Source organism: Nocardia testacea NBRC 100365, from assembly GCF_000308775.1.
Classification (GTDB): domain Bacteria; phylum Actinomycetota; class Actinomycetes; order Mycobacteriales; family Mycobacteriaceae; genus Nocardia; species Nocardia testacea.
In genome coordinates this window covers 41559-68451 of sequence record NZ_BAGJ01000171.1, presented here as the reverse complement: position 1 = coordinate 68451, position 26893 = coordinate 41559, and the positions used below count along the sequence as shown (strand labels likewise).

General features: G+C 68.7%; 21 protein-coding genes and 1 pseudogene. 11 read left to right on the top strand and 11 right to left on the bottom strand.

Annotation, left to right across the window (positions count from 1 at the left end; translation table 11 throughout):
- Positions 1 to 719 precede the first annotated feature (719 nt).
- Positions 720 to 2693 (top strand): cutinase family protein, encoded by a 1974-nt coding sequence (locus ON38_RS23695; protein WP_051165102.1) that lies wholly within the window; start codon positions 720 to 722, stop codon positions 2691 to 2693.
- 5 nt (positions 2694 to 2698) lie between these two features.
- On the opposite strand, the gene ON38_RS23690 is transcribed toward ON38_RS23695, so the two are convergent.
- The gene (locus ON38_RS23690; RefSeq protein WP_051165101.1) at positions 2699 to 3067 is read right to left on the bottom strand and encodes a YdeI/OmpD-associated family protein; all 369 of its coding nucleotides are present in this window, start codon (positions 3065 to 3067) and stop codon (positions 2699 to 2701) included.
- Between the two features lie 74 nt (positions 3068 to 3141).
- Complete coding sequence (locus tag ON38_RS23685) at positions 3142 to 4092, bottom strand: helix-turn-helix transcriptional regulator (protein ID WP_039827133.1); 951 nt, start codon at positions 4090 to 4092, stop codon at positions 3142 to 3144.
- 94 nt (positions 4093 to 4186) lie between these two features.
- Here ON38_RS23685 and ON38_RS23680 point away from each other — a divergent pair.
- Both ON38_RS23680 and ON38_RS23675 read left to right on the top strand, forming a co-directional pair.
- Positions 4187 to 4570: pseudogene (locus ON38_RS23680) on the top strand (VOC family protein); the annotation flags it as partial.
- Positions 4571 to 4793: 223 nt separating this feature from the next.
- Positions 4794 to 5738: a hypothetical protein gene (locus ON38_RS23675; protein ID WP_157181863.1), complete on the top strand. Its 945-nt coding sequence runs from the start codon at positions 4794 to 4796 to the stop codon at positions 5736 to 5738.
- A 112-nt stretch (positions 5739 to 5850) separates the two neighbouring features.
- On the opposite strand, the gene ON38_RS23670 is transcribed toward ON38_RS23675, so the two are convergent.
- Positions 5851 to 6399, bottom strand: coding sequence for a methylated-DNA--[protein]-cysteine S-methyltransferase (locus ON38_RS23670; RefSeq protein WP_051165100.1), 549 nt, complete (start codon positions 6397 to 6399; stop codon positions 5851 to 5853).
- A gap of 141 nt (positions 6400 to 6540) precedes the next feature.
- On the opposite strand from ON38_RS23670, the gene ON38_RS23665 reads away from it, so the two are divergent.
- From ON38_RS23665 to ON38_RS36230, 3 genes are all read left to right on the top strand, one after another.
- On the top strand, positions 6541 to 7641 hold the full coding sequence (locus tag ON38_RS23665; protein ID WP_039827131.1) for a CaiB/BaiF CoA transferase family protein: 1101 nt from the start codon (positions 6541 to 6543) through the stop codon (positions 7639 to 7641).
- A gap of 409 nt (positions 7642 to 8050) precedes the next feature.
- A complete protein-coding gene (locus ON38_RS23660; protein ID WP_039827130.1) occupies positions 8051 to 8704 on the top strand; it encodes a hypothetical protein in 654 nt (217 codons plus the stop codon).
- Positions 8701 to 8982 (top strand): hypothetical protein, encoded by a 282-nt coding sequence (locus ON38_RS36230; RefSeq protein ID WP_157181862.1) that lies wholly within the window; start codon positions 8701 to 8703, stop codon positions 8980 to 8982. The genes ON38_RS23660 and ON38_RS36230 overlap by 4 nt, the downstream gene beginning before the upstream one ends.
- A gap of 49 nt (positions 8983 to 9031) precedes the next feature.
- On the opposite strand, the gene ON38_RS23655 is transcribed toward ON38_RS36230, so the two are convergent.
- Genes ON38_RS23655 through ON38_RS23640 form a run of 3 tightly spaced genes read right to left on the bottom strand, consistent with a single transcriptional unit; the run spans position 9032 to position 14204 of the window.
- Positions 9032 to 11821, bottom strand: coding sequence for a serine/threonine-protein kinase (locus tag ON38_RS23655; RefSeq protein ID WP_245564169.1), 2790 nt, complete (start codon positions 11819 to 11821; stop codon positions 9032 to 9034).
- A 5-nt stretch (positions 11822 to 11826) separates the two neighbouring features.
- Positions 11827 to 12849, bottom strand: coding sequence for a glutamate ABC transporter substrate-binding protein (locus ON38_RS23645; protein ID WP_051165099.1), 1023 nt, complete (start codon positions 12847 to 12849; stop codon positions 11827 to 11829).
- A complete protein-coding gene (locus ON38_RS23640) occupies positions 12846 to 14204 on the bottom strand; it encodes a GlnX family signal transduction membrane protein (RefSeq protein ID WP_039827129.1) in 1359 nt (452 codons plus the stop codon). The genes ON38_RS23645 and ON38_RS23640 overlap by 4 nt, the downstream gene beginning before the upstream one ends.
- A 185-nt stretch (positions 14205 to 14389) precedes the next feature.
- On the opposite strand from ON38_RS23640, the gene ON38_RS35085 reads away from it, so the two are divergent.
- From ON38_RS35085 to ON38_RS23625, 3 genes are read left to right on the top strand one after another with little or no spacing between them, the layout of a single operon-like run.
- The gene (locus ON38_RS35085; RefSeq protein WP_083873037.1) at positions 14390 to 15145 is read left to right on the top strand and encodes an NUDIX hydrolase; all 756 of its coding nucleotides are present in this window, start codon (positions 14390 to 14392) and stop codon (positions 15143 to 15145) included.
- 1 nt (position 15146) lies between these two features.
- Positions 15147 to 15851: a RibD family protein gene (locus ON38_RS23630; RefSeq protein WP_039827128.1), complete on the top strand. Its 705-nt coding sequence runs from the start codon at positions 15147 to 15149 to the stop codon at positions 15849 to 15851.
- An 8-nt stretch (positions 15852 to 15859) separates the two neighbouring features.
- Positions 15860 to 16315 carry a cytidine/deoxycytidylate deaminase family protein gene (locus ON38_RS23625; RefSeq protein WP_039827127.1) on the top strand — a complete coding sequence of 152 codons (456 nt, stop codon included), beginning with the start codon at positions 15860 to 15862 and terminating at the stop codon, positions 16313 to 16315.
- A gap of 8 nt (positions 16316 to 16323) precedes the next feature.
- Here ON38_RS23625 and dnaE read toward each other — a convergent pair whose 3' ends face one another.
- Positions 16324 to 19863: a DNA polymerase III subunit alpha gene (dnaE, locus tag ON38_RS23620; protein WP_039827126.1), complete on the bottom strand. Its 3540-nt coding sequence runs from the start codon at positions 19861 to 19863 to the stop codon at positions 16324 to 16326.
- Between the two features lie 159 nt (positions 19864 to 20022).
- Between dnaE and ON38_RS23615 the strand changes: the two genes are divergently transcribed.
- Entirely contained in the window at positions 20023 to 21009 is a 987-nt protein-coding gene (locus tag ON38_RS23615; protein ID WP_039827164.1) for a LysR family transcriptional regulator, read from the top strand.
- A 63-nt stretch (positions 21010 to 21072) separates the two neighbouring features.
- Here ON38_RS23615 and ON38_RS23610 read toward each other — a convergent pair whose 3' ends face one another.
- The 4 genes from ON38_RS23610 to ON38_RS23595 all read right to left on the bottom strand — a co-directional run bounded on the left by ON38_RS23610 (position 21073) and on the right by ON38_RS23595 (position 25254).
- The gene (locus ON38_RS23610; RefSeq protein WP_039827125.1) at positions 21073 to 21930 is read right to left on the bottom strand and encodes a hypothetical protein; all 858 of its coding nucleotides are present in this window, start codon (positions 21928 to 21930) and stop codon (positions 21073 to 21075) included.
- 227 nt (positions 21931 to 22157) lie between these two features.
- Positions 22158 to 22922, bottom strand: coding sequence for an adenylate/guanylate cyclase domain-containing protein (locus ON38_RS23605; protein WP_083873042.1), 765 nt, complete (start codon positions 22920 to 22922; stop codon positions 22158 to 22160).
- A gap of 563 nt (positions 22923 to 23485) precedes the next feature.
- The gene (locus tag ON38_RS23600) at positions 23486 to 24253 is read right to left on the bottom strand and encodes an ABC transporter permease (protein ID WP_039827124.1); all 768 of its coding nucleotides are present in this window, start codon (positions 24251 to 24253) and stop codon (positions 23486 to 23488) included.
- Positions 24253 to 25254: an ABC transporter ATP-binding protein gene (locus tag ON38_RS23595; protein ID WP_039827162.1), complete on the bottom strand. Its 1002-nt coding sequence runs from the start codon at positions 25252 to 25254 to the stop codon at positions 24253 to 24255. Before ON38_RS23595 ends, ON38_RS23600 begins: the two co-directional genes overlap by 1 nt.
- Before the next feature lie 216 nt (positions 25255 to 25470).
- Here ON38_RS23595 and ON38_RS23590 point away from each other — a divergent pair, with 216 nt between their 5' ends.
- Positions 25471 to 26718 carry a protein kinase family protein gene (locus ON38_RS23590; protein ID WP_157181861.1) on the top strand — a complete coding sequence of 416 codons (1248 nt, stop codon included), beginning with the start codon at positions 25471 to 25473 and terminating at the stop codon, positions 26716 to 26718.
- Positions 26719 to 26893 lie beyond the last annotated feature (175 nt).

Below are 26893 nucleotides of genomic sequence, written 5' to 3'. Positions count from 1 at the left end.
CGGGAGGTCAGGTGTTCCGGTGTCGCGCGGCCCCGGCGTGTGGCAAGGCGGCGGCGGGCCCTATCGCGCACGGCGCGCAATTCGTTACACATTCGACCCGTCCAGCTGCGAACCGGCGTCGAATACCAGATGGTATGTCTCATAGCTTCAAGCCATAACTGCTGCTAGGGCGCTATGTTCGGTCTCGTCCATCGGCTGTCGGGGGCTTGGGTGAGAGCGCAACCGTAAGAGTCCGGGCATTCGCCCGGACGGACAACGAAACCAGAGAAACGAGGATGGAAATGGGACTGCTCGGTGGTCTGCTGGAACTCGTCGGTAGCGTCGTCACGAACCTCGCCGCTGTTGTCGGCGGCCTCGGCGGCGTCCTCTTCTGAGTAGGTCGCCCCGCCGGCGGATGTGCTCGTGAACACTGCACCTGACGAGCGTTTCCGTCCGGCCGGATTCGTTGTGGGGTGCCCGCTCCGGCCCATCGCTGCGCGGTGACGTCCGGGGCGGGCATTCCGACGTGGCAACTTCTTTCGCGCCGGGCATCGCGGTGATGTCCCGGCGCCTTCGTCCGCTGTGAGGAGTTCAGTTGCTTCTGAGTGTTGTCGGGCAGCTCGTCGGCACGGTGCTGGATCTCGTGATCGCGTTACTCGTTCCCTAGCGGGTCCGCACGAGAGCGTTTGCCGCACGGCGCTGTCCGGGGCCGCGCCGTTCTGATCGATTCGGAGGTCTGGATGAGCCGCGCCCGCGCCGTGTGCGAACGACTGGTCTGTGCTGTCGCCGGAGTGGTGGCCGTATCGGTCGCCGCGCCCACGATCGGACCACCCGTGCTCGCCCGAGCCCAGGACGGTGTCGAAGTGGCGTTGGCGGAGGCCGGGGGTTGTCCCGGGCTTTTCGTTCTCGGTGTGCAGGGGACCGGGGAGTCCACGCCGAGTTCCCCGGTGGCCGCGGACGCCGGTCTGCTGTCGCAGGTACTGGGTCCGCTGACCGAAATGTTGAGCGGACCGGCCGTGGGCCGCGCCTATGTTCCCTACCTGGCCGGATTCGGCGGCGCGCTGCCCGGCGCCACCACGGCACCGTACTCCGTCTCGGCGGGTGAGGGGCTGGCACGGTTGCGCGATATGGCCGCCGAGGTCGCCGGGCGGTGCCCGAGTTCCCAATTGGGATTGATCGGCTACTCGCAGGGCGCGCATGTGGTTTCGATGTTCGCGCGCGAGGTGGGCGCCGGCGCGGGCGCGGTACCGGCCGAGCGGGTCGCGGCCGTGGCGCTGCTGGCCGACCCCACCCGTGCCCCCGGAGCCGCGGTGTTCCCCGGGATTCCGGACACCGGGCGTCCGGCGCCGGCGCCCGGTACCACCGGTGCGCGACTGGACGCGTTGCCGGAATTTCCGCGGAATCCCGCGCCCGGCGGCGGTATCGGGCCGCTGCGCGATATCGCGCCCGACTTCGGGGAGCTCACCGGACGGGTCGCCTCGCTGTGCCTGCCCGGTGACCTCGCCTGTGACGCCCCCACCGACGCTCCGCTACTGCACATGGTGGTCAATATCCTCGGGCAGGCCGAATTGCTGCCGTCGGACCCGGTGGCGGCGCTGGCCTCGATCGGCGACGGTCTCTCCTCGACGCTGTCACGTACCGCGGCCGCGGTCGTCACCCACGATCTGCGCGGATACTCCCTGGGCACACTGTCGCTGACACCGGAGAAGCCGCTCGGCGTCCGGCTGGCCGAAGCCGCCGACCCGCGGTCGGGCAGCGAACCCCAGGCCCGGGAAGCGCTGCTGAAACTGGGTACCTGCGCGCTCAATACACTGCTGGCGATCATCGGTGTCGCGTTCGAACCCGCCGAGGTCGCCGGTATCGCCACCGCACCCGACCCGTTGACCGGTCTCGAACGCGCCACCGACGCGCTGGTCGCCGCCGCGCGCCGCCCACTGCCGCGTCGCACTGTGTTCAACCTGGTCACCAAGACATTCAATGCGCTCGGCCAATTGAGTGCCGAGAACGCCGAGCTCCTCGACCCCGGGCTGTGGCTGCGCTACGCGGATACGGTCCGCAAACACGGCGACTACTTCCACGCCGGCTACACCGCCGACGGCCGGCCCGCCGCCGACCTGGTACTGAAATGGTTTACCGCGGTCGCGGAAGACCTCGCCACCAACCGCATTCCCGAGCCGTCCCCGGCGCAACCGTTCCCGGCGCTACCGGCGCCTGTCGTCCCCGCGCCGGCCGCTCCCGCACCGCGACAGCCGATGCCGCCGCCGGCCCCGCCTGTCCTCGGGCCCGATATCCGCAATGTCGTGGCCGGCGCCGAAACCCCCGCCGGGACGCGAACGGTGGCCGATACCGCATCACAACGACTCCGGCACAGCCTTGCTCCGTATCTGCTGGGACTGGCGCTGCTGGCGGCGGTCTCGGCGGGCGCATGTGGCGCGATCAGGGCCGCGCATCGGGTGCACGGCCTGTGGTGGGTGACGGTCGCGATCCGCGCTACCCGGCGGTGGCCCACTGGAGTGAACCGGGTCCGGGAGCGGACAGCGGCGGACAGGCTCCGTGAGGATGGACCGGACGCCCGTCCACGAGCAACCGCCGCTGATTCCGTACCGCTCGTTCGCGACACCGAGCGGACGCCCGCCGCACCGGGAATCCGACGATCCGCACCGGAGGCGATATCGCCTACCGACAACGGACCGGGCCCGCTGCGCCGCCGCTGACGAACCTACCCCGGCCAGCGCCCGTCCGCCTTCGCCGACTCGATGGCCGCGAAACCCGGCTCCCGCATCCGGCCCGCGGCCGTCAATCTCTCCGCCTTTCCCCGATTGATCACCGACCACGGGCTCCTCGGGGTGCGCGGGGAGTAGCGCTGGAGGTAGTGGTCGGCGTCGAGGGCGCGGCGGTGGCTGTCGATCCAGCCGTAGCAGAGGGCTACTTCGAGGGCCTCGGTGATGGTGAGGGTGGAGATGGGCGCGTTCTTCTTGGCGATCTTCAACCAGATCTCGCCGGCGGTGGCGTGATGGGCCGACAGCCACCTCTCGTAGTCCTCGGCGGTTTCGAAGGTGGTGGCCCGGGTGGGGGCGGTGGCGGGCATATACGGACCTCTTCCGGTCGGCGGGTGCTGATCTGTTCCGATCATCCACCGATAAGTGCGCACCTGGTGAGCACTTAATCTTCGATGGCGCCGTAGCGTTCGACCAACTCCGCGCCGAGCGCGGCGAGCTCGCGGCGCACCGAGTCCGGTTCCACGACTTCCACGGTCGCGCCCCAGCCCGCGAGTTGTTCGGCGATCGCCCGCGGCGTGTGCGCGGTGAACCGGATCCGGACACGGCCGTCGGATGCGGGCCCGGCGACCTCGCAGTGCCTGCCGTGCCGATCACGCAGTACCGGCAGCAGCTGTTCACCCACGAGAACGGTGGCCGACGTGGTCGCCCGGCGCTGCTCCATCTGTTCGACGACCTCGGCCCAGACGGCCGGTAGGTCGAGGTCGGCGGGCCGGTACGCTTCCTGGTCGGTGGGTTCGGCACTCGAGATCCGGTCCACCCGGAATGTTCGGCGACCGTGCTCGGTTCCGGCCAGCAGATACCAGACGGCGTCCTTGTCGACCAGGCCCCACGGATCGACCACCCGATCGGTGATACCGGCGCGGCCCCGGTACCGCAATGCGACCCGGCGGCGCTGTACCACCGCCCGCTGCAGCACTCGCACCGTCTCGGGAAGTTCGCGTTCGGTGCGGCCCCAGCCGGCCGGATCGATCACCACCGCGTCCGCGGCGGCCTCGGCCTCGCCCCGAAATGTCGCCGGGAGGGCGCGCAACAGTTTGCGCAGTGCCGAGCGCGCTTCCGGTACCGATCCCGCCGACGGGCCGGTGAGCAGGAACAACGCCCGCGCCTCTCCGGCGGTCAAGCCGCTCAGATCGGTGCGTGCGCCGCCGACCAGCTGCCAGCCGCCGCCCCGGCCGGGTTGCGGATACACCGGGACCCCGGCGGCGGAGAGCGCCTCCAGATCGCGGCGCGCGGTCGCCACCGACACCTCCAGTTCGGCCGCGATCTCGGCGGCGGTGACCCGGCCCCGCATCTGCATGAGCAGCAGGGTGGCCACCAATCGATCAGCTCGCATGGTCGCGATTCTGCCCCGGAAAGTGCTCAGGAGTTGAGTACTTTGCGCGTCACGATGGTTTCACCAGCTCGAACCACGACCGAGGAGAACGACCATGCTGCGCGGAATGACCACCGTGAACTTCTACGCCGACGATCTGGCGGCGGCCCGGGACTGGTACACCGAGTTCCTCGGGGCGCCGCCCTATTTCGCGGTGCCCGGATACTTCGAGTTCCGGGTGGGCGATTACGAGCACGAGTTCGGCCTCATCGACGGCGCATACCGGCCGCGGCGCGCCGAACCGGGACCGGGCGGCGCGATTCTGTACTGGCACGTGGACGACCTGGCGGCCACCTACGCGCGGCTGCTGGAACTCGGCGCCACCGAATACGAGCCGATCACCACTCGCGGACCGGGTTTCGTCACCGGCTCCGTGCTGGACCCGTTCGGCAACGTCCTCGGCCTCATGACCAATGTCCACTATGTGGAGGTCCTCGGCCGGAATCGTCCGGAAGTTGCCGCCCCCGGCCCGCAACTCGGCGACGAGCGCCCGCACGTCGAGGACGCGCTCCGCGAAGACACCCGGCTCTGACCAGGCGGCCCGGAACGAGAAGATGGCACGAGCGATCTCGTTGGCCCTGACCGAACCGCAGGTCAGGGCCCGATAGCCCGCCGGCCCTCCGGGGTTGGACGGTGGAAAGGTCTAGAGCAAACTTTGTGATATGAGCCGACGACTGCAGGAGTTGATGCTCGCAGCCGTCAGGGCGATTCAGAAACCCGTTGAGGGCATCAAGTCGGGCGCGAATGGCAACCTCACCGGAGCGGCGGAAAGCCTGCGCGGGGCCATCAAGCATGAAACAGGTAGTGATGTGGACGGCGCACGAGCCGTCGCCGCTGTCGGCCGAGGTGAGGAGAGATCCCCGGTCGATGCCGCGGCGACCTTGCGGGGATGGACCGATGACGGCGACGAACTCACCTTCGGTGCGGATGCGGCGCGCACCACCACCATGTACGACTCGGAGGGAAATATCCTCGGGCTACGAGTGCTGAGCACGCAGCCCGGTATCGATGACGCCGCCGAGAGCGCCTACATGCGCAGGTGGGCACAGTCGGACCGTTTGGCCGATACGGAATACTCACCGGCCGTGCGCCGGGAGCTACCGATACGCGGTTCCCGATCGATCTGGGAATGGGGCCACTCCCGAGAGGCGGCCTGGGGGAAGGCGGTGCGGCGCAACGGTACTCCGCCCATCTTCATCGATGCCCATGCGAGTCTGCACGGCTACAGCGTTGATGCCAATGTGGGTACTGCCGAGAACCCGGTGTGGAAGAAGTTGGTGGTGGACGGGGAGACATTCGGACGCCTTGTTCGAAGCCATCCAGATCTTCACCGTGCGATCACGGACGGACCGCAGCGGCCGATGGTGCTGCTGTCGTGCAACAGCAGCAGGCCCGGTGCTTCGGGTGCGCAGGAGTTCGCCACCTATATGCACGGAGAGGGAGGTGTGGTCAGCGATATCCATGTGCCGACCGGGATCGCCAAACCGGAAGTTCTCCCGGGCACCGATATCGCGGCCCTCGCCCTGGAGCAGACGACCGACGAGGCCGGGCGACTACTGCCCGAGATACGCACATTCCACGCTCCCACCGCGAGTACCGCGCAGTAATGGAGAAGCTGCCGGGGCTCACGCCGCTTGCAGCGATCACCCCGCCTGTCGGGGTGGGACCACGTCGATGTTCTGAAACAGCGCGCCCGGTCGCGCCCCGGCCAGACCCCGATCAGAACAGGGTCGGTTCGCCGAAGCCTGGGGTGCGTTCGATCGCCAGCAGTTTCGATTTCGTATCGATACCGCCCGGCGCCGAGAAACCGTGCAGGGAATGGTCGGCGGCCAGGACGCGGTGGCAGGGCACGATGAGCGGAATCGGGTTGCTGCCGAGCGCCTGGCCCACCGCCTGCGCGGCCCCGGCCGCGCCGCAGCGGCGGGCGACCTCGCCGTAGCTGAGCGTCTGCCCGGGGTCGATGGCGCGGGTGACCGCGTACACCGCGCGGTGGAACTCCGGCGGACCGGTGAGGTCGAGCGGTATCCAGCGCAGGTCGTCGAGGTCGCCGTCGAGGTGGGCACGGATACGGGCGAGCGCCTCGGCGCGCGGGCCCGTGCCGGGCTCGGGGACGGACCGGGCCTCACCGCGACCGCGGAATCCGGTGCCGGGTGCGTAGCCGGGAAGGGAGAAGCGGGCTACGGCGTCCGCCCGCCAGGCGATGGCACAGCGGCCGATCGCGGTGTCGAAATCCGTCGCTTCCAGGGGCGCGACCGCACTGTCCGGCATACCGACAGTTTGCGCGTGCCCACCGACAATCCCCGCTCCCGGGGCGGACCGCACCGGACCCGTGACTCCGGGCCGCTGTTGTCATACTGTCAATATGCCCCGTGGGGTAGACACTGGATCGACGACGAACCGAGGTAGGGCGTGAGTACACCATCCACCGCCACCAAGCAGGGCCCGCTCGCGGGCATTCGCGTGATCGAACTGGCCGGGATCGGGCCCGGGCCGCATGCCGCGTTGCTGCTGGCCGATCTCGGCGCCGATGTGGTGCGGGTCCAGCGCGCCGGTCAGCTGCCCGGTGGGGCCGACCGGCCGCAGCTGCGGGGCCGCACGGTCGTGGAGGCCAACCTGAAGGACCCCGCGGATATCGAGAAGGTTCTCGGGCTGGTGGACAAGGCCGACGTCTTCATCGAAGGATTCCGGCCCGGCGTCACCGAACGGATGGGACTGGGACCCGACGACCTGCTCGGACGCAACCCCCGGCTGGTCTACGGCCGGATGACCGGCTGGGGTCAGGACGGTCCGCTGGCGGACCGGGCCGGGCACGACATCAACTACATCAGCCTCACCGGCGTGCTGCACGCCATCGGCCGCAAAGGCGAACGGCCGGTGCCGCCGCTGAACATGGTCGGCGATTTCGGCGGCGGCTCCATGTTCCTGGTGTTCGGTATCCTGGCCGCCCTGGTGGAACGCCAGAACTCCGGTAAGGGCCAGGTCATCGATGCGGCGATGGTCGACGGCACGCTGGCGCTGTCGAATATGATCTGGGCCTTCCGCGGTACCGGCGCCTGGTCCTCCGAACGGGGCACGAACCTGCTCGATACCGGTATGTCGTTCTACGACACCTACGAGACCTCCGACGGCAAGTACATGGCCGTCGGCGCGATCGAGCCCCAGTTCTACGCCCAGCTGCTGGCCGGTCTCGAGATCGATCCCGAAGGCCTGCCGTTCCAGATGGACCCGGCCGGGCAGGACACGCTGAAGAAGCTGTTCACCGAGAAGTTCCGCAGCAAGACCCGCGACGAATGGGCCGCGATCTTCACCGGCACCGACGCGTGCGTGAGCCCGGTGCTCACCTTCGACGAGGCGAGCGAGAACGAACATATCGCCGCGCGCGGTTCGCTGATCGAACTCGACAATGTCACCCAGCACGCCCCGGCGCCCCGGTTCTCCCGCACTCCCAACGGTGTGCCCACTCCGCCGCCCACCGAGGCGGCCCCGATCGAAACCGTCTGGGCGGACTGAACAACGAGGGCGGGCCGGGTTGCGCTCGGCCCGCCCTCGGTCGCACCGGGTGCCGCGATCACCGACTCCAGAGGCCGTCGGGCCACAGCGTATTCTGATGACGCCGGGTGGCGTCCCTGGGAAAACATGCTGGGCCACACCTTTTCCCGCGTGTTATCGGACAGTCGAGGAGTCGTGAGTCGATGTGCCCTGTGCTGCGCTCGACTCCGGGTCCTGACCTGTCTGCCGGGATCCCGACCGCCTTGGCGCCGGTACAGGACCCGCGGGGGCCGGCGGGCTGTCGCGGTCGCTCCGGGCCCATCATTTCCCCGGAGGCCGTGCGCGCCCGCACCTGCGCGCTGCCGATGGCGTTCGACGATATCGCGAACCTCGCCGCGGAGTCCGCACCGGCCAACCGGGTGCGGCTCGGGTGAGCAGCGGCACGACCGGGCTCATTGCCTGGATCAGGGACAAAATGAAAAGCCTGACCAGCGCAGAAACGGAGGCCTGGCGAAAAACCGGCAGAGACGCGGTTCGCTTTGTGGAGCGGGATGTCGAGGCGAAGTTGGACGCCGAACGACTCGGCAGCCAAGGCATTGCGAACGCAGATGAGAGACTGAGAACGCCGGAACATATGGGAGCGTCGTCTCTCGAAGACGTCCCTCCACCGCCGCGCCTGATCGATCGATCCATACCGGGTGAGCGGTACTACATACAGGACACAGCGAGTCCACGGTTCGTTGCTCACGGCACCGTCAGTCGACACGGCGAGCTTTCCATGGACCTCCGAACCCAACTGGAAGACGGGCAGCGTTCGACCCTGTTGAGGGGCGCTGAACATTTCCAAGCCATTGTGAGGTTCTTCGACAGCGAATTCACATCGTTGGTGTCGAATTGGCAGTACGGAACGAACCTCGCCCACGTCAACGAACTCACTGCTCGAGGATTGTCACTAGAGGACGCAGCGGCGAGGACATGGACTGGAGAACAAGCCGAGAAGGCGGGGTTTCAGATGTTGAGAATTGTGAACTCCCAAGGCGATCCCGGAAGATACACGAGCGTGAAGGTGGCGTTCACTCGATGAACGATCACGGGCCGACATTCGACGAAGAGACAATTGCGCTGGTAATCCGGAGGCACCGAGAGGGACGATCCCCCTCACGGATCCTTCGAGAGATCATCCGGCTCTACTCGGACGTATCGACACCCGATCTGATGGAGCTGATGCAGAATGCATTCGCCTTACCCCACGAAGCTGTTCAGTGCATCGGAGGTTGGTGGACGGATCATACGGGTGAACTTTCCGATGCCGAACTCGACGCCTTCTTGATCGAAGGGATCGTGAATGCGTCACCACGATGAGGAGGGGGAAGGAAGGCGCTCGAATCACTGAGCGCGCAGTCCTCCGCGGTCAGAACCAGGTGTTGGGCCGGATGTAATTGGCCAGATCCACCAGCGCGTAGCGGTGTCGTCGCCCGGGCGCGAAGCGGGCGAGGGTGCGCAGCCCGGATTCGGTGCCGTCGCGCAAGGCGTGTTCGGTGAACGCCACGCCCATGAGCGGCGGTCGGGGCCGCCGCGGCGTATTACCGGCCTGCAACCAGGCCAGTGCGCTGCCCAGCACCATCACCCGCAGTTGGACCGCCCGGCGTTCGTCGGGCGGCAGGGCGTCCACCCGGGCCGCCGCCTCGCGCAGGGTGTCCTCCGGCAGTTCGGCCACCGGCGCGCTGGTGAGCAGCAGCAGGACCACGGTCATCCGGGCGGTGGTGAAATAGCGGGACGAACCCGGCACCTCGTCCAGTGCCGCGACGGCCTCCCGGTGGCGGCCGGCGGCGGTGAGCAGGCGCGCCGAACCGAAGGCAGCGCTCACCAGCCCGTGATCGGTGCGCCAGGTGGTGGCGTAGAAATTCTCGGCGTAGTCGCGCCAGGCCCGGGTCTCGTCCGGTGCCCAGTGCTGGAGCACGAGTTCGGCGGTGGCGGCGAGGGCCAGTTTCGGCGCCAGTTCGCCCGGCAGTACGCGCAATACCGCGTCGAACGCCGAATATGCCTTCTCGTAATCCTTCTCGCGTAATCCGGCCATACCCGTGTACCAGTCGATCCGCCAATCCCGCCGGCCCGACCCGGGTATGGCGTCGAGTAGATCGGTGGCCTCGGCGACGCGATCCAGATCCAGCAGGATGCGGGCCTCGGCCAAACGCAGTTCGCGTTCGAGGCTCTCCGGCGCCGCGGCCGGGTCCGCGGCGAGTTGCTCGCGGGCCTCGTACAACGCGGCCAGTGCCTGGTCCGGATCGGATTGCAGGGTGTCGGTGAGCCGGGCGGCGGCCGGGTCGGTGCGGGGCAGCAGCGGGATCGGCAGCGCGGCGGCGATATCGGCGGCGGAGAGCAGGGTGTCGCGCGCGATACCGTCGGCGTAGGCGTCGGTCTGGCCGATCAGTTCCTCGGTGCCGAACGCGCTGCGCTGTTTACCGAAAACCGTGGACCGGTGGGGCCGTTCCACGCCGGTGTCGAAGGCCAGGATCTCCCGCAGCACCCCGGACAGCTGATCGGCCATGGCCCCGGCCGACGGGAACCGCCGGTCCGGGTCGGTATCGGTGGCGCACAGCAACAGCCGGTGGAACGATTCGTACCGGGCCAGGATCGGTTCGTCGTCCGGGTCGGGCAGGCCGTCGCGATACGCCCCGTGTTCGGTGGGCATATTGAGTGTGAGCACGGCCAATGTGCGGCCCACCGTGTAGATATCGGAGGCGACAGTCGGCCCGGTGCGGGCGATCTCGGGTGCCTGGAAACCGCGGGTGCCGTACAGGTTCCCATAGGCATCGATCGGTGCGACAGCACCCAGGTCGAGTAGTTTGACCTGGTCCTCGGTCACCATGATGTTGTCGGGTTTGAGGTCGTTGTAGGTGAGCCCGGTCGCGTGCAGATAGTCCAGCGCGGGCAGTACCTCCAGGATGTAGGCGATGGCCTGCGCCACCGGGATCCGCTCGGGCCGGACGTGGTCGTCGAGCATGCTGCGCAGCGACCGGCCGCCCACGTACTCCATCACGATGAAGCCGATCGGCTCACCGCCGGGCGGCAGATGCTCGACGAAATTGTGGATCTTCACAATGCCCGGATGGGCGACCTCGGCCAGGAACTCCCGCTCGGCCACGGCCACCGCCTGCGCCTCGATATCGTCGGCGTGCAGCAAACCTTTCAGCACCACCCAGCGGTCGCTGACATTGCGGTCGACGGCGAGATAGATCCAGCCCAGCCCGCCGTGCGCGAGACAGCCCTGGACCTCGTACTGCCCCGCCACCATATCCCCGGGGGCCAGCGTCGGACGGAAATCGAAGGCGGCGCCACAATTCGGACAGATGCCGCGCGTGGTGGCCGGACCGCTCGCACTCGCCCGGCCCACCGGTTTGCCGCACCGCCAGCAGAACCGCTTGCCCTCCGCCACCACCGGGTCGGTCAGCACCGCGGCGACCGGGTCGGCGGCTTCGACAGGCGGTATCTCGACCAGACCGGCGACCAGGGTGCGTACTGTGGGCCGGGAACGCACGGTGCGGGTGCTGCGGCCGGTACGCAGCTGGGAACCGCTACCGCGCCCGGAAACTCCGGTGGCCCCCGAACTCGCCCGGTCGCCGGTGCCGGTGGACGCCACGGCCGCCGCGGTGCCCGGGTACGCGGCGGTCCCGGCGACCGCGGCGGTTTCCGGGGTGAGGGAGGTCCCCGCGACTGCGCCGGTTTCCGGGGACGCCGTGCCACCGCCCGCCCCGGTCGCGGCGGGATCTGCGCCGGCGCCGGTGCCCGGGAGGCCGGCCGACCCTGTACCGGCAGCAGTCTCTGCGTATACCGCGGTCCCGGCGATGGCGGCGGTTTCCGGGCCGGCCGCAGCCGGTTCGGTCTCCGGGTAGCCGCCGGGCCCCGGTTCGTCAGCGGTTTTCACGTCTTCGGCCGCACCCGCGACAGTTTCCGGGTGCTCGGTAGCGCCCGCGCCGCCGGCGGCTTCCGAGGAGGTGGTGGTTTCCGCTGCGGCGGTGGTTCCCGGGCCCGTGACTACGTCCGGAGTGGCCTGATCACGCACGCGGCCCGCCCCGAGCCGGGTGGCCGCACTCGGCTGCCCGTCCGGCGAACCGGTGCGGGCGGATTCGACGGCACGGGTCGGGGGCGGCTCCGGAAAGTCTCCGGAGCCGGACCGGATACCCGACTCGTCCGTCGTCACGGCGCTCAGTCCCGATAGGTCGGCGGCGGGGGTCCGGGGGAGGGGCCGAGGGCCGAGAGCCACTGGTTGTAGAGGCGGTTCCAGGTACCGTCCGCGCGGATACGGTCGAGGGTGCCGTTGACGAAGCGCACCAGGTCGTCGTCGCCCTTGGGAATGCCGATTCCGTAGGGCTCTTCGCTGATACTCGGACCGACCAGCTCGGTATACGGGTCCTGTTCGGCCAGCCCGGCCAGGATCGCGTCGTCGGTACTGACCGCGTCGACCTGCCGCTGCTGCAGTACCACCAGACAGTCGGCCCAGGTGGGCACGGTGAGAATGGATGCCTGGGGCTGGATCCGGCTGATCTGTTCGAGCGAGGTGGTGCCGCGGATCGTGCACACCCGCTTGTTCGCCAGATCCCGCAAGCTCTGGATCCCGGAATTCTGCACGGCCAGCACCCGCTGGTGCGCCTTCAGATACACGGTGGAGAAGGACACTCTGGTCAGGCGGGCGCAGGTGATGGTCATGGTTTTGACCACCATGTCCACCCGGTGCTCGATCAGTGCCGCTTCCCGCTCCTCGGAACCGAGACTGCGGTATTCGATCTTGTCGGGATCGCCGAACAGGTCCCGGGCCACCTCACGGGCGATATCGGCGTCGAAGCCGACGATCACCCCGCTCTCGGGGTCCCGGAAGCTGAACAGATTGCTGCCGGTATCCAATCCGACGACCAGCCGGCCGCGGGCCCGGATCCGATCCAGTACCGGGCCGGTGGCTCCGGGCCCGCTCGGACGCAGGCCCGCGGTGGGATCACCGCAGTTGGCGGTGTCGTCGGGCAGCGGCAGCGGACCGTCGGCCTCCATCGCCGTCGCCTGGGCGGGTAGCGGCGGCTCGGCGTAATCGCTGTGCGCCACCTCGTGGTGGGGGCCCGGGCCGGTGGCGCAACCGGCCAGCAGCAGCGCGGTACACGCCACCCCGACCCGCAGCGGCCATGATCGCCGCGACGGCCGGGGGGCCGCCGGTCGGACCGCGTTTCGCGCAAACCTCATCGATACTCCCGCAGTCTTGGCCAGATGCCGAAGGCGATATACGCCGCAGCGGCGAAACCGAGGATCAGCGCACCTGGTGCCAGATAGTCGAGTACCCGGGCGCTGTGGAAAATATTGCTGCGTAGTGTCTCCCGGGTCTCGGTGATCCCACTGCCCAGCGCTTTGTCCAGGGCTTCCACATGAATGGTGGCGTTCTCGGCGCCCGGCGCGGTGGCGATGGCGGCCGCGCGGGCGAATTCCCCACGGTTGAGTGCCTCGTTCATCCGCTGGTGCGCCGCCAGCCAGTGCAGCAGCGCGGCCCGCGCGTCGACGGTCGCCCGGTCGGTGTGCCCGGCGAGCAGTTCGTTGAGCCGGGTGATGTTGGCATCGAAGGCGTGATCGTAGTCGCCGGTGGTATCGCGACGTACCAGTTTGAGTGTTTCCGCCGAGCGCGCCTGCTGGGCCAGGATCCGGCTCTCGGTGAGCCGGGCGGCGGGCACCGTCCCGTCGGCCCGGCCGCTGGACATCGCCACCGATGAAACCGATCCGGCGATCACCGTCCACAGCATCAGGGTGAGCAGTGCGCCGGAGGCGAGCAGCAGGCCCGGGTTGAAGGTGCGGTGCCACCGCCGGGCCAGCAGTCGCTGCGCCCACACCAGTGCGATCACCGCGACGACGAGCAGCACGATCGCCGCCCACGGCGGCCGGACGTGCCGGTCCTGGGCGGTGTCGACCGCGGCCGCGCGCCGCACGTACAGCTGTTCGGCGGTCGGCAGCAGCACCGTCTGCATCTGCGACGACGCCTCGCTCAGGTAGGCCGCCCCGACCGGGTGACCCTCCCGGTTGTTCGCCCGCGCGGTTTCCACCAGACCGGAGTACACGGGCAGTCCCGAGCCGATACCCATCCGCTGCAGCACGTCCTGGGGTTCGTCACCGGACAGCGTCACCAGATCGGCGCCGGCTTCGCCCAGCGCCTGGCTGTAGCGGTCGCGCACCTGCTCGGGTTCCAGGCCGCCGGAGATGAACGCGGTGGCCGCGGCGGCGTCGGCCACCGACAGCGCGGTGTAGAGCCGATGTGCCGCGTTCGCATCGGGTTCGGTGTGGGCCAGCAGCACGTCGAGGTCGCTCTGGCGGTCGTGCACGGCGCCCGCGGTGATCACCCCGGAACCCAGGCACAGCACGATCAGCAGGAGCCCCATCCCGAGCAGGCGCCCGGGTGAGGACTGGGCGAACAGGCGTAAACGTGCAGGATTCAACCACTTCCAGGCCTGCGCGAGCCGGGGTCGGACGGGCCGAGCCCGCCCGGGGGCGGGCGCCGGTTCCGGGTGGGCCGGGTCGGGTTCGGATACCACCCGATCCACCGCCAACCGCGTCATGTCCACCCTCCAACTCTGGGCGCCGTGTGCGCTGTATCGCTCCGCCGGTGCCGCGCGAGATCGCTCACACCGCTGCCATGAGCGTATTCGGTATTCTCCACGCGCGCGCCCCGACCTCCACAACGCGCCACCCACCACCATCGGTGGGGCAGGATGGAGGCGACGGTCGACGAGGGCGGTGCGAGATGCGTGGTGACGGTGACGGGTGGTCCATAAGCCCCGGTGGTGTGCGGCATTGGGGCCTGTTCGGCGCGGCCGGCTTGCTGCTGCGCGCCCCGATCGGTAGCGGTGGTTCGGCGGTGCTGCTGCAGCATCGCGCGCTGTGGAGTCACGAGGGCGGGACCTGGGCGCTGCCCGGCGGGGCCCGTGACAGCGACGAGTCGGCGGTGCACGCGGCGGTCCGCGAAGCCGACGAGGAGGCCGGTATCAAGGCCGCGGATATCCGGGTGCGCGCCGAACGGGTCACCGCCACCGCCCCGAGCGGCTGGACCTATACGACGGTGATCGCCGACGCGGGCAAACCGCTGCCGGTGCGGCCGAACATGGAGAGTGTGGAACTGGCCTGGGTGCCGGAGGACGAGGTGGATCGGCGCCCGCTGCACGCCGGGTTCGCGCACGCCTGGCCCGGGTTGCGGGCCACGTTCGCGTGGATGGATCCGGGCGAGTGCGCGGCGGCGGATGCGGCGGAACTGGCCGCGACCCTGCCGCGCACGGTCGACCTGGGTGCGGAGTTCGTCTGGTTGCACGCCGAACCCGATGGTCCCGGCGATCGTGCCGTTCTGCTGAACCCGCCGTACCCGCCGGAGGATCCGGCGCCGAGTGGGTCCCCGAATCCGGCGGGTGAGGGGGACGATCCGGGGGCCGGGCTCGGGGCGGTCGCGCACACGGAGGCCCGAGTGCTGGGGATTCCGCGCAGCGCGGTGCTGGGGCCGGAGGGCTGAGTTGGGAAACGGCGCGGAGGAAGACGCGCGGCCGGCCCGGCCGTATGTGCTGCTGTCGGTCGCGATGAGTGTAGACGGCTATATCGACGATACGGAGCCCGAACGCCTGCTGCTGTCCAACGATGCCGATTTCGATCGAGTGGACGGTATCCGCGCCTGGTCGGACGCGATTCTCGTCGGCGCCGAGACGCTGCGGCGCGATAATCCCCGGTTGCTGGTGCGCGACGAATCGCGGCGCGCGCGGCGGGTCGCCGCGGGCCGGCCGGAGTACCCCCGCAAGGTGACGGTGACCGCGCGCGGTGAACTGGATCCGGATGCGCGTTTCTGGCGGTTCGGTACCGCCGGGCAGCCCCCGCTCGTCTACACCACCGACGCCGGCGCCCGGCGGCTGCGCGACCGGTTGACCGCCCCGGCCGAGATCGTGGCACTGGGCCCGGAGCTCGAATTCGGGCCGTTGCTCGACGATCTCGGTGCCCGGGGCATCGAGCGCTTGATGGTGGAGGGCGGCGGCCGGATCCACACCGCGTTCCTGGCCGGCGGATTGGCCGACGAACTGCTGCTCGCGGTCGGGCCCGCGCTCGTAGGCGATCCCGCCGCCCCGCGTTTTCTGCATCCCGCGCGGTTTCCCGGCGGTTCCACCCACCGGATGGGGCTGGTCGAGGTGGAGCGGCTCGGGGATGTGGCAGTGTTGCGCTATCGACCCTAGGAGGCCCGGTGCCCGAACCCGACCACCACTACTGGATGAACCGGGCGATCGATCTGTCACGGCGGAGTCCGCAGGCGCCCGGCGCTTTCTCGGTGGGCGCCGTGATCGTCGCCGACGGCGCCGAGATAGCCACCGGCTATTCACGGGAAACCGATCCGAAGGTGCATGCCGAGGAATCCGCCCTGGACAAATTGGATCCGCACGATCCGCGGCTGCGGCAGGCCACTCTCTACAGCACCCTGGAGCCCTGTTCGGAACGGGCGACCAAAACGCGGCTGCCCTGTACCGATCGCGTGCTCGCGGCCGGTATCCCGGTGGTGGTGATCGCGTGGCGGGAACCCTCCACATTCGTCGAGAACTGTGTGGGAGTGGAGAGATTGCGCGAGCATGGGGTGCGGGTGCTCGAACTCCGGGAACTGGCCGATGCCGCCATGGCGGTCAACCGCCACCTCGATCTGTCCTGATCGTCTCGTCACCGCAGGCAGGCCGGTCCGAACAGCGCTTTCAGCTCACCCATCAGCGCGGGCGAGGTGGTGATCCGGAAGCGGGGGTCCAGGGCGAGCAGCCGGGGACCGCGGGCGCCGATCAGGTCGATGCGCAGGTCGGTGGGACCGGGATGCCGCTGCAGGGTCTCGCGCAGGGCGCGGACCGTGTGCGGGGTGCAGGCCGTCACGGGGAGGGTGAGGGTGAGCGGCCGTCCGGCGGTACCGGCGGCGAGATCCGGTGTGGTCACCTGATCGCCCAGCAGGGAGCGGCGCCCGTCGCGGATGCTGACCGTCGCGCTGATCACCACTACCGCGTCCTCGGTGAGATATCCGGCGGCGGTGGCGTGCGCGGCGGGGAAGAACAGTATTTCGGCGCCGGCCTCCAGATCCTCCAGGCGTACGACCGCCCAGGGCTCGCCCTTGCGGGTGACGCGCCGGTCGACGGCGGCGATGATGCCGGCCAGCCGCACCCGCCGGCCGTGTGGGATCCGGCCGTCGTGCAGGGCGGCCAGTGGGGTATCACCGGCGGCGGCGAGCGCGACGGCGATATCGTCGAGCGGATGTCCGGAGACATAGAGCCCGAGCATCTCCCGTTCGTAGCTCAACCGCTCGCGGGTCTCCCATTCCTCATCGGGGACGGGCACCTCGAAAACGGAGGCGTGCGTGCCGGGGTCGGCGGTATCACGGGAGAAGAGGTCGAACTGCCCGCGCGCCGCGGCCTTCTTGGTGACCGTCACCGCCTCGATCGCTTCGCTGTGGATCGTGTACAGACCTTTGCGGGGATGGCCGAGGGATTCGAAGGCACCCGCTTTGACCAGTGATTCCACCACCTTCTTCGTGCAGGCCACACCGTCGGCCTTTGCCAGATAGTCGGAGAAACAGGTGAACGCGCCGGCCGATTCGCGCGCGCGGATCACCGCCCGCACCACCGGTTCGCCGACATTTCGGACCGCGCCCAGGCCGAAACGGATATCGGGCCCGACGCTGGTGAAAGTGGCCGCCGACTGGTTCACATCCGGTGGTAGCACCCGGATTCCGCGTTTGCGGCAGTCGGCCAGATAGATCGCCGATTTGTCCTTGTCGTCCCCGACGGAGGTGAGCAGGGCGGCCATGAACTCCGCCGGGTAGTTGGCCTTGAGATAGGCGGTCCAGTACATCACCAGGCTGTAGCCGGCGGCGTGCGATTTGTTGTACGCGTAGCCGGCGAACGGCAGCACCGCCTCCCACAGCGCGGTCACCGCCGCGTCGCTGTAGCCGTTGCCGCGCATACCGTCCCGGAAGTTCTCGAACTCCATGGCGAGTACTTCCGGTTTCTTCTTACCCATCGCCCGGCGCAGCAGGTCGGCCTGGCCCAGGGAGTATCCGGCGACCTGCTGCGCGATCTGCATGATCTGCTCCTGGTAGACGATCAGCGCGTAGGTCTCGGCGAGGATCGCGCGCAGCGGTTCGTCGAGCTCGGGATGGATCGGCGTCACCGCTTCCCGCTCGTTCTTGCGGTCGGCGTAGGACCAGTGCGCCCCCACTCCCATCGGGCCCGGCCGGTAGAGCGCGTTGGAGGCCACCAGATCGTTGAACTCGGTGGGAGCCATCCGCAGCAGCAGCTCCCGCATCCCGGCCGAGTCCATCTGGAACACTCCGAGATTGTCGCCGCGGGCCAGCATGGCGTAGGTGGGTCCGTCGTCGAGGGCGAGGGTGTCCAGGTCGATCTCGATACCGCGATTACCGCGGATATTGTCCAGGCAGTCACCGATCACGGTAAGGGTGCGCAGACCCAGGAAATCCATTTTGAGCAGGCCGACGGCCTCACACGACGGGTAGTCCCAGCCGGTGATGATCGCCCCGTCCTGCGGGCGCTTCCACAGTGGCACGATATCCAGCAGCGGTTCGCTGGACAGGATCACCGCGCAGGCGTGCACCCCGGCCCCGCGGACCATCCCCTCGAGCCCGACCGCGGTGTCGTAGATGCGGCGCATATCCGGTTCGGCCTCGATGAGCGCCCGGACCTCGGCGGCCTCGCCATAGCGTTCGTGGCCGGGATCGGTGATTCCGGCCACCGGGATGTCCTTGGCCGCCACGGCGGGCGGCAGTGCCTTGGTGAGCCGGTCGGCGAGCGCGAATCCGGGCTGGCCGAACTGGACGCGAGCGGCATCCTTGATGGCCGCCTTGGTCTTGATGGTGCCGAAGGTGATCACCTGGGCGACCTTGTCCGCGCCCCAGCGCTCGGTGGCGTAGCGGATCATCTCGCCGCGGCGGCGGTCGTCGAAATCGATATCGATATCGGGCGCCGACGGGCGTTCGGGGTTGAGGAACCGTTCGAACAGCAGTCCGTGCTCGATGGGGTCGATATTGGTGATGGCCAGCGCGTAGGCCACCAGCGACCCCGCCGCCGAACCCCGCCCGGGACCGACCCGGATACCGACCCGCCGGGCGTGCGCCACCAGATCACCGACCACCAGGAAGTAGGCGGGGAAGCCCTTGTCGCGGATGATGTCCAGCTCGAACTGCGCGCGGTCGCGGTAGCCGCCGGGTACACCGGCCGGGAAACGCCAGCGCAGACCCGCGTCCACCTCGCGGCGCAGCCAGCTGTCCTCGGTATGACCTTCCGGCACCGGGAACACCGGCATCCGGTCGCGGAATTCCCACACCTCGTCGTACGGTTCGACGCGTTCGGCCACCGCGAGAGTGGTATCGCAGGCGCCCGGCACTTCCTCGTCCCACAGGGCGCGCATCTCCGCCGCGGACCTGAGGTAGAAAGTGTCACCGTCGAACCGGAACCGCGCCGGGTCCGAGAGGGTCCTGCCCGTCTGCACACACAGCATCGCCTCGTGCGCCGCCGCCTGCTGCCGGAGCACATAGTGACAGTCGTTGGTGGCCAGTGCGGTGAGACCGACCTTGCGGCCGACGGCGAGCAGATCGTCGCGGACGCGGCGTTCGATCGTGAGTCCGTGGTCCATCACTTCGAGGAAGAAGTTGTCCGGGCCGAAGATATCGCGCCAGCGGCCCGCGGCCGTGTAGGCGGCGTCGAACTGCCCCAGCCGCAGGCGGGTCTGGACCTCGCCGGACGGACAGCCCGTGGTCGCGAGCACCCCCTCGGCGTGTTCGGCGACGAGTTCGGCGTCCATCCGCGGCCATTTCCCCAGCTGACCTTCGAACGACGCGCGCGAGGACAACCGGAACAGGTTGCGCAGACCCACCGCGTTCGCGGCGAACAGCGTCATGTGCAGATACGCGCCCGACCCCGAGACGTCATCGGATTTCTGCCCGGGTTCGCCCCAGAAGACCCGTTTGCCGGAGAACCTGGATTCCGGCGCGATGTACGCCTCGATCCCGATGATCGGTTTCACCGGCGAATCCCGGGACTGCCGGAAGAACTCCGCCGCCCCGTACATATTGCCGTGATCGGTCATCCCGACCGCCGGCATACCCAGCCGCTCGGCTTCCGCGAACAGCGGAGCCACCTTGGCCATACCGTCGAGCATCGAGTACTCGGTGTGGTTGTGCAGATGTACGAAAGACGCGCCCGTCATTGTTGAACCCCGTGCCGTCGAATCGGCGCGCGGCCGATTCGGTTGTCGGAACGGCGAGCCGATAAGGTCATTTTCGGCTACATATGACCAGCTCAAAGGTGCTGAGTCGAACAATCGACACGACAGCGGGGACAACCAGTGGATGTATCAGAAGGTGGGGTGGGGGAGCTCGATCTGGCGACGGTGCGGGCTTTCGTCGCCGTCGCCGACGAAGGCCAGTTCAGTGCGGCCGCGGCGCTGCTCGGGATCAGCCAGCAGGCGGTGTCCAAACGGATCGCCCGGCTGGAGACCCGGCTCGGCCTGGACCTCTTCGACCGGATCCGCACCGGCGCGGCCCTCACCGCGTCCGCCGCCCGGTTCCTGCCGCACGCGCGCTCACTGCTCGCTGTCGCCGACGAAGCCGTGGCCACGGTGGTGCGGCGCCCGCGGCCGCTGCGGGTGGCGGTGCTGGGCGAGCACGCGACCGAGATGCGGGCCATGCGCTACTACCTCGGCCGCCACCCCGACCGGGATACCGAGATCGTGCTGACCAACGCATTCGTCACCTCCCGGGACGCTCTGGTCGCGGGCCGGGTGGACGCGGCCGTGGCCCGCGCGGTGGGCGGTCCCCGGCCGCTGCCCGCGCGGATCGCGGCCGTCCCGTTCCTGCTGGATCCGCTGCATCTGCTGGTCGGCAAGGATCATCCGCTCGCCGGACGCGCGGCGGTCTCGCTCGCCGACCTGGCCGGGGTGACGGTGTGGGTGCCGGGCACCTCGGTGGAATCGGAGTGGACCGACTACTACCGCGAATTGAGCCGCTACAGCGGAGTCGTGATCGACAGCAGTCGCCGGTCCGAACTGTTCCCCGAGGTCGGCCCCGGCCGGGGGCCGGCGCCGATCGCGATGGTGATCGAGCACATCGCCGATTCGGACACCCTTGCGACCTTCAGCGCCGAAGGTTTCGAATCCCCGTGGCATCCCCATATCCGCCGGGTCCCGATCGTCGACCCGACCCCCGCCTATCCGCACGCGCTTCTGTGGGACCGGACCGACCCGCATCCGGGTATCGCGGATCTGGTCGCCTACTTCCGCGCCAACTACAACCGCGATATCGCGCGCGACTGCTGGATCCCCGAGGCCGACCGGCCGCTGTTCGTATCCGGGTAGTGGACGGGCACACGTCCCGTTCTCCACGCCGTTCACAGCCCTGGAGAGCAGGTCCGGCGGCGCTCAGCGCTGGATCAAGAGGGCAGTCGGGTTGAGTATGTTCCACTCGCCGTTCGACATGACATCGGACTCGATCGCGTCATAGCCGCGCAGGGCACCGTATTGGCCGATATCACCGAATGTCAGCCGTTTGTCCAGCAGCGCGAAGTAGCGAGCCCTGTCCTCGTCCGTGGGGTTCGCTATCTCACCCACGGCCCGTGTTTCCCGCTCGACCTGCTCGAGGGTGCTGGTGAGTTCGGATTTGATGTCGCGATACTTGACTACTCTGGCCTCGGGATGCAGAGCCATCCGCATCAGACGGCTGGGTTCCACCGTTATGCGGTTGGGGTGTGTGTACGACAGCGCGACTTTTTCCAGCGAGGTGACATAGAAGCCGTTTCCGGTGGTGCCGCCGCCGGATCGCAGCGAGCCGGCGAGGAAGGCTTCCATATAGCTGTCCGCCTCGAAACCGCGGAACAGTTTCGGCCTGTCCTCGGAGATCACCGCGTCGATCTCTTCCCGGGTGGCGAACGTGAAACGGCCGTTGAATCCTTGCAGCCGCTGGATCTCCTCGAATACTGGAGAAGAACCCGAGGACCGGGATGCCTGCGGATTCCGCAGGGCGGCGTAGTCCACTTCATCGATCAGATCGCGGCCCGGTACGTAGGTGGAAGACCGTGCGATGCGGCCGACCTCGCCGGCGGATATGAGGGTCTGATTCGGTACGGGTGCCTCGGAGGCTTTCTCGAACTTGCGGACGGCCTCGGTGAGGTGACCGCTGGCCCGCTCCGGGAACGCGGCGATCGCGGGGCCGCTGTCCCTGGCAGCCGTACCGAGCATCTCGCGCACACTTCGCCACACCTCATCCAGACCACGGTCCACATCGTCACTGTGCCCTATCGGGCACTCGCTCGAACGTTCGAGCCACGGCTACCGAATCGCACAGCCGGTCGGTCCTGCTTTCGGAGACGCGCTCGGCCGCCCCGTGTATTGCCCGCGTCGTCCGCGCCGGGTCGGGCAACAACCCCGCCCGGGTGCACGATGCGCCGCTCGATTCACCGCCCTCCGAACCGGCGCGCCCGTCGGTGGCCGCGGGGGAAACCGAGTGCTCAGGCCGAGCTGATCCGGTAGATGCGCAGGTCCTCCGGTACCCCGCTCAGCGGCGCGGCGAAGAAGCTACGGCGGTAGGGGCGGGCCATCTGCCCGAGCTCGGCCAGGGTCTCGGGTTGCAGCGCGGACAGCGTGGTGTGGGAGACCATCATCTTGCCGTTGCCGCCGGCCTCCATCACCCGGGCGGCGATGGTGACGTCCACACCCAGCCAGTCGCCGCCTATCTCCCGTGGTGAGCCGGTGTGCAGGCCGATCCGCATCCGGGGCCGGTAGTCGCCCGCGGTCACGTCGGCCAGATTGCGTTTCGCGGCGATCGCGGCCTGTACGGCCCGGTCGGCGGAGGGGAACACCGCCATGACGCCGTCGCCCATCCGTTTCACCACCTGGCCGCCGCGTTCGGCGATGGGCGGCTCGATGGCCTTGGCCACCTTGCGTAGCAGCTCCAGGGTGGCCTCGTCACCCGCGGTGAGCGACCAGGAGGAGAACGCCACCAGATCGGTGAACATCACCGTCATCTCCTCGGTGCCCTTACCCCGGCCGAGGCGCTCCAGCATCGCCTGCCAGACCTGCAACGCGCCGAAGCCGATCTCGCGGGCCGCGCTGGGGTTGTCGCCCACCAGCCGGTCCGCGGCGCGGGCCACGGCGCGCGCGCCACCGGGGCCGGTGACCGAGAGCGGGTCCCCGAAGGCGGGGTCGCCGGGCAGTTGTTGCCGGGCCCGCCGCAGGACCTCGATGACATCCGGTCGCTGGTTGGCCGCGTTCATCAGGGCCGACAGCGGATGGACCCGGCGCGCCGCGCCGACGGCCGCGCCGTTCTCGGGGGTGGCCCCCACAGTCAGTTCATCGGGGGTCGCGTGATCGGCGCCCGGCGCGGGGGCGCTGTCGACCTCCGGCTCCGGTACGGCACGGCCGGAGGGCTTTTCGTTCACGCCCCGAGGGTATCTCAGGGAATCGGACGTGAGGGGAACGCTGAGAATCGTCACCTGTCGCCTCTCTATCGGAGGAGTGCGGCACGCCGTTGGGTCCGCCGATGGAAAACGTTCGGTGCCTGACCCCGATCGTAGCGACGACCGGCGGGTAGCCGGTGAACGCTTGGTTACAGATATTTGGCAACTCGTGAAGAGTCCGCCGGAGCGTGCCGGCGACCAGGGTGAACAACCACATTGTGTGATCACGACCACCGGCCCGGTGCGTAACGCACCGGGCCGGTGATAAGTGCACTCCGACGACCGGGCAGTGGCCGCCGGCGTGCGGGGCGCGCGATCCTCCCGACAAGGCCGCGCTACCCACTACCCGAGCGGCGAGGGAAGCGGCTCGGGCGGTTCGGTCAGGCGTCGCGCTGGTTGACCACCACCAGAGCGACACCGGTGACGAGTGCGACGAAGGCGATGAAGTAGACGAGGCTGCCCCATACGCCCCAGTGCCAGTTGCCCGACGCCATCGACTCGTCCATCAGCGCGAAGCGGCTCGCATTCTGGAACGGCAGGAACGCGCTGATCTCACGTCCTACTTTACCCAGTGCCCCGACCAGCGGTTCGATGATCAGCTGCCAGAGCACGATCAACGAGATCGCCGCCGCCGACTGCCGGACCAGCACCCCGATGGCGATGGCCAGCACCACGTTGAGGAAGGCCAGCACCGGTATCGAGTACAGGGCACGCCAGTTGCCCTCGAGAATCAGCGTGGACCCTGCGTCCCCGGCGACCGCCTTGGCCACCGCGTACGCGGCGAAGGCGAGCACCGTGGTCAGCACGGCCGCGTAGAGCCCGACCAGGCCCGCCTTGGTACCGATCACCAGGATGCGATTGGGCACGGCCTGGAAGGTCGTCCGGATGATCCCGAACCGATATTCGCTGGTCACGGTGAGTGTGGCCATGATGGCCAGCACCATCACCCCGAACCCGCTGATTCCGAGGAAGGCGGTGTCCACGGTCAGCGCGGGGGCGCCCGAGGCCTGCGGGTCGTCGGCGGCGATCCGCCCGATCAGCCCGAACAGCGCGGCGAAACCGACCGCGAGGGCCACCACGATCAGCGAGCACCACCACGGCGAGCGGGTCGAGGTGAGTTTGATGCGTTCCGCGGCGATCACACCCATTACTTGGTACCTCCGAGAACCTTGGTCTCGACCGGCTGGGCCGGGACGGCCGCCGGCGGGGCCGCCGCGACATCGCCCTGCGGCCCGACCTCCCCGTGATACTGGACATCCCCGCCGGTCATCCGCATGAACGCCTCCTCCAGCGAGCCCCGCTGCGGGGCGAGTTCGTAGAGGGTGATGTTGTGTTCCCCCGCCAGGGCGCCGACCGCGTCGCTGGTGACCCCGTTGACCACGAGTGCCGCGCCGTCGGCGTTGCCTTCGTTCTGTTTCACGGTCATCCCGTTCGAGGTGAGCAGGCTGCGCAGTTCGTCGAGCTGCGGGCTGCGCACCCGCACCGACGACTCCGACGCGCGTTCGATGAACTCCGCGGTCGTGGAATCGGAGATGAGCCGCCCGCGGCCGATGACCACCAGGTGCTCGGCGGTCTGCGACATCTCCGAGAGCAGATGGCTCGACACGAGGACGGTGCGGCCCTCGGCGGCCAGCCGCTGCATGAACCGCCGGATCCAGAGGATGCCCTCCGGATCCAGGCCGTTGACCGGCTCGTCGAAGAGCAGGACTTTCGGATCGCCGAGCAGGGCGCCCGCCAGGCCGAGCCGCTGCGACATGCCCAGGGAGAATCCGCCGGCCGATTTACCGGCCACCTCCGACAGGCCCACCAGCCGCAGTACCTCTTCCACCCGGGACTTCGGCAGACCGTTGGAGGCCGCCATCCATTCCAGATGGGCGCGCGCCGAACGGTTGGGATGCACCCATTTCGCGTCCAGCAGCGCGCCGACTTCGCGTAACGGGTGTTTCAATTGCCCGTACGGTCTGCCGTCGATGAGCGCGGTGCCCGAGGTCGGGCGATCCAAACCGAGGATCATGCGCATGGTGGTGGATTTACCGGCGCCGTTCGGTCCCAGGAACCCGGTGACCTGACCGGGTTGCACGGTGAAGGTCAGGTCCTGGACCGCGACGGTCTGCCCGTAATGCTTGGTCAAGCCCCGGACTTCGATCATGCCGACCAGCATGCCCTATCCGCGGTGTGCTCGCGTCGCCCGATGGTCGCCATCCGCCCTCATCCTGGAGGATGAGGGCGCGACTGTCCGGGTGGGTACAAGTCCGTACGGGTAGGTGCATGAGCCGGGGTTGATCTCCGTCACGCCAAACCTCTCCAATCGGCCCCGAGGTGTCCGGTTTCGCCCTGGTCGGCGTACCACCGGCAATGAGAAGTAGTGCGTCAGAGAGTGATTAGGGTAGTCCGCAGGCGCTGGGTCGGTTCGGTCGAGGGGCCCGCGGTCGGGATCGAAGTTGCTGCGGGCTCTTCACCGACGCGTGCCCGGCTTGTCGCCTCGCTGGGTAGGGCTGGAAGCAGGGCGGTCTGCACGGGCCGTGCGCCGTGGACAGGAAGGGCGGGCTTGCCGGATCCATGTCGGGGTGGGTTGGGGAAGCTGATCTGTGGACGGATCGAAGATGCCGTTCTGCTCATGGGGCGGGTGCTGAGACAAGACGGCCGAGGTAGCGCCACGGACCTGCGGCTGGCGGCCCGCGTGATCGAAGATGCGGGTGGGACGTTCCGGCCGTCCGCCTTCGAGCAGGCCATGGGCGTCATGGGCACCGGAAAACCGCGATCGCTGAATACCGGAGCCAGTACGACTTTCCTCGCCCCGACCGGCGCGGGGGCGCGTTCGGTGTACAAGCCGAGCCCCTTGGAGTGCATCCCGAGCAGAGGTCCCTTCCCGGGCCGGGCTTTCCGGCTCGGGATCCCGCACGGACATGGCCATCTGGCCGCCCGTGATGTCGGCACCTATCGCCTCGATGAAGCACTCGGGTTCGGGCGTGTTCCGCCCACTGGTCTGCTCGACGGCCCGTTCGGACGCGGATCGAACCAGCACTGGATTTTCTCTACACGGTCCTACCCGATGCTGGAATTGGCTCGTCTCCGTCGGCACGATGCCGAGATGGAAAACCGTGGCCCGGTCCCGCCATACGCTACGGAATATCAGCGCTTGGAAAACCCCGAGCGCACCCGGCTTGCGATTCGCGCAGCATTGCAGCAGTATCCCCGGATCCAGCGGGAGCAGATGGCGGTTCTGGATTACGTGATCGGCAACACCGACCGGCACTGGAACAATTTCCGTACCGACCGGCACGGCGGGATCGTCGCTATCGACAACACATTGTCCTTCCCGGAATTCCCTGATCCGATTTTCGGGATCCGTTCGGACTTCGTGGCCGAGTTCCGCGGTGTCGCATTGAGTCCGGAGGTGGTGGATCGTGTGCGGGCGGTGGACCCCGAGATGCTGCGGGCGGCCTGGGCCGACGCCGGGATCGGTGACAAGGCCATCACCGGAGCGCTGGAGCGCCTACAGGAAATCCGCGACCACGGGATGATTACCGGCCGGGCCTGGCCCGGCGACATCAACGGTGCCCCTGTCGACGGGGGCACCGCGGCTCTGCCTACTGGGTGGATCGCAACCTGACGATGCGCACAGCGCAGGCCCACCACTCGCCGCGGACGCGACGCGCTCCGGATCTACGGAACGATGAGGGCGACCCAATCGGCGCCGGATCGCGCGCAGAGGTGATAAGGCCGTGGCCTCGTTCGCGCAACCGAGGCCCGGCCCGGCACTCACTCGCGAAGGCGCCGGGCTCGGG